This is a genomic window from Cellulomonas sp. P4_B5_2 (assembly GCF_056402235.1).
In genome coordinates, this window is record NZ_JBFUHU010000374.1 from 1 (window position 1) to 3,246 (window position 3,246).

Here is a 3,246-nt window from a genome sequence, read left to right on the forward strand (position 1 = left end):
CGCTCGAGGACGGGATCCTCAGTCCTGTCGTCCAGGCGACCGACGGCGTCAGCCACGCCCCGAAGATCGAGGTCGAGGACGCACGCGTGCGCTGGTCGCACCCCGCGCACGCGGTCGACCGCCGGATCCGCGGCTGCACCCCGGCGCCGGGCGCGTGGACCACGCTGCCCGACGGCTCGCGGCTGGGGGTCGCGCCCGTGCTGCCCATGCCGGACGTCACCGACCTGGCCCCGGGGCAGCTGCTCGTGGGGAAGAAGGACGTCCTCGTCGGGACGGGCGGCAGCGCCGTTCGGCTGTCCCAGGTGACCCCGCAGGGCAAGCGAGCGATGGACGCGGCCGACTGGGCCCGCGGCGCGCGCCTGGCGTCGGACACCGTGCTGGGCGGTGCGGCGTGAGCCCCGCGGACGACCGGCGCGACCCGAGCGGTCGTCAGCGGGGTGCGGCACGCGCGCAGGGGCGGACCCAGCGGACCGCGGCCGCACCGTCGCAGCGCCGCCGGGGGAGCGACCCCGCGCGGACCGCGGCCTACGACGTGCTCCGGGCGGTGGACGGCTCCGACTCCTACGCCAACCTCGTCCTGCCGCCGCTCCTGCGGGACCGCCGGATCACCGGGCGCGACGCGGCCTTCGCCACGGAGCTCGCCTACGGCACCCTGCGGCTGCGCGGCCGCTACGACGCGGTCATCGCGCAGGCGGCCTCCCGCGAGGTCGGCACCATCGACGCGCCCGCGCTGGACGTCCTGCGCCTCGGTGTCCACCAGCTGCTCGGCATGCGGGTCCCCGCGCACGCAGCGGTCTCCGAGACCGTCGGTCTCGCCCGCGAACAGCTGGGCACGGGTCCGTCGCAGTTCGTCAACGCCGTCCTGCGGACCGTCGGCCGCTCGACACCGGAGGAGTGGGAGCAGCGGATCGCGGACGCGGCCGGTGCCGACGAGCTGGCGCGGCTGGCGGTCGTGGAGAGTCACCCGCTGTGGGTGGTGCGCGCGCTGCGCGAGGCGCTGGTGGGCAACGGGCGGTCGGCCGACGAGATCGGCGCGCTGCTCGCCGCCGACAACGCGGCCCCGCGGGTGACCATCGTCGCGCGGCCGGGACTGGCCGGCACCGAGGAGGTCGTCGCCGACGCCGGCGAGGGCGTCGGGACGACCGGTGTGCTCGCGCCCACCGCCGTGATCCTCTCGGGCGGCGACCCGGCCGCACTTCCGAGCGTGCGCGACGGTCGCGCGGGGGTGCAGGACGAAGGCAGCCAGCTGGTCGCGCTCGCCCTCACGGAGGCGCCGCTCGACGGCCCCGACGAACGCTGGCTCGACCTGTGTGCCGGACCCGGCGGCAAGGCTGCGCTGCTCGCCGCCGTCGCGGGGGAGCGCGGGGCCCGGATCGTCGCCAACGAGATCCAGCCGCACCGCGCGCGTCTGGTCGAGCAGGCGCTGCGCGCGGTGCCCGCCGACGCGGTCGAGGACGTGCGGACCGGCGACGGCCGGACGGTCGGCACGGACGAGCCCGGCGCGTACGACCGCGTGATGGTCGATGCGCCCTGCACCGGGCTCGGAGCGCTGCGTCGGCGCCCGGAGGCCCGCTGGCGCCGCACGCCCGGGGACCTGGCCGGACTGAGCGCGCTGCAGCGTGACCTCCTCGTCTCGGCGCTGCGCGCGGTGCGCCCCGGCGGGGTCGTCGCGTACGTGACCTGCTCGCCGCACCTCGTCGAGACCCAGCTCGTGGTCAAGGACGCGGTGCGCGCCGCGGGACGCGAGGGCGTCGAGGTGTCGGTGGTCGACGCACCCGCCGTCGTCCGCGGCATCGCGCCCGGTGGCGCGGTGGAGCTCGACGACACGCGGACCGACGTCCAGCTCTGGCCGCACGTGCACGGCACGGACGCGATGCACCTCACCCTCCTCCGCCGCACGCGCTGAGAGGCCCTCTACGCTGGCCGGGTGCCTGCACTGATCAACCCGAGCATCCTGTCCGCCGACTTCGCCAACCTCGAGCGCGACCTCCAGGCGATCGCGACGGCCGACTTCGTGCACGTGGACGTCATGGACAACCACTTCGTGCCCAACCTGACGCTCGGTCTGCCGGTGGTGACCAGGATCGCCGAGGTAGCACCGGTTCCGCTCGACGTGCACCTGATGATCGAGGACGCCGACCGGTGGGCCCCCGAGTACGCCGCTGCGGGAGCCGCCTCGGTGACGTTCCACGCGGAGGCGACGCAGGCGCCCGTGCGGCTGGCCCGCGAGCTGCGGTCCCGCGGGGTCCGTGCGGGGATCGCGCTGCGTCCGGCCTCTCCCGTCGAGCCGCTGCTCGACCTGCTGGCCGAGTTCGACATGCTGCTCGTGATGACGGTCGAGCCGGGGTTCGGCGGGCAGTCGTTCATCGAGGGGATGCTGCCCAAGATCCGGCGCGCCCGCGCCGCGCTGGACGCGTCCGGGGGCGACACGTGGATCCAGGTCGACGGCGGGGTCGCCCGCGACACGATCGGCCGGATCGCGGCCGCCGGGGCGAACGTGTTCGTCGCCGGCTCGGCGGTGTACGGCGCGGCCGACATCGCGGCCGAGATCGCCGCCCTGCGGTCCCTGGCGGACGCGGGCGCCTGACCGGCGGGAATGCCCGGCGGGAATGTGCCGTGTGGCATGATCGTTGGCGCAGTACGAACACATACACGTGCTCCGGGGTCGGTGTAATTCCGAGCCGGCGGTGACAGTCCGCGACCCGCACGGTCCGCAAGGATCGGGCGGTTGACCTGGTGGAACTCCAGGACCGACGGTGAAAGTCCGGATGGGAGGATCACGTGGCGGCGCGCTCGCGCCGTGGTTGCGGGACCCGTCCTGCCGCCCTCACCCCGGAGCCCAGCGCGTCCGGAGGTGAGCATGTCCAGCGTCGAGACCGGTGTGCGCGCACCCTCCGAGGCCGACGCGATGCGCCGCGCCCTCGAGCTCGGGCGACGCGGACCAGCCACGGGCCCGAACCCGCGGGTGGGCGCCGTCCTGCTGGACCCGTCCGGTGACGTGCTCGGCGAGGGCTGGCACCGCGGCGCAGGGACGCCGCACGCGGAGGTCGCCGCGCTGACGGACGCTGCCGAGCGCGGCGCCGACGTCCGGGGCGCGACCGCCGTCGTCACGCTCGAGCCGTGCAACCACACCGGTCGCACCGGCCCGTGCTCCGAGGCGCTCCTCGCCGCGGGAGTGGCCCGGGTCGTCGTGTCCGTCCCCGACCCGAACCCCGTCGCGGCCGGCGGTGCCGAGCGGTTGCGCGC

Annotated in this window: 4 protein-coding genes and 1 riboswitch; all 4 genes read left to right on the top strand. The window is 75.9% G+C overall.

What is annotated here, in order from left to right; all coding sequences use genetic code 11:
• Positions 1–395 (top strand): methionyl-tRNA formyltransferase (locus tag AC1DUQ_RS19675; RefSeq protein WP_477074412.1); only part of this gene is annotated, 395 nt, incomplete at its 5' end.
• Positions 392–1,906: an RsmB/NOP family class I SAM-dependent RNA methyltransferase gene (locus tag AC1DUQ_RS19680; protein WP_477062009.1), complete on the top strand. Its 1,515-nt coding sequence runs from the start codon at positions 392–394 to the stop codon at positions 1,904–1,906. The genes AC1DUQ_RS19675 and AC1DUQ_RS19680, both read left to right, overlap by 4 nt.
• Positions 1,907–1,927: 21 nt before the next feature.
• Positions 1,928–2,587 carry a ribulose-phosphate 3-epimerase gene (gene rpe, locus AC1DUQ_RS19685; RefSeq protein ID WP_477062010.1) on the top strand — a complete coding sequence of 220 codons (660 nt, stop codon included), beginning with the start codon at positions 1,928–1,930 and terminating at the stop codon, positions 2,585–2,587.
• Between the two features lie 64 nt (positions 2,588–2,651).
• A riboswitch (FMN riboswitch) is annotated at positions 2,652–2,784 on the top strand.
• Between the two features lie 76 nt (positions 2,785–2,860).
• Positions 2,861–3,246 (top strand): bifunctional diaminohydroxyphosphoribosylaminopyrimidine deaminase/5-amino-6-(5-phosphoribosylamino)uracil reductase RibD (locus tag AC1DUQ_RS19690; protein ID WP_477074413.1); only part of this gene is annotated, 386 nt, incomplete at its 3' end.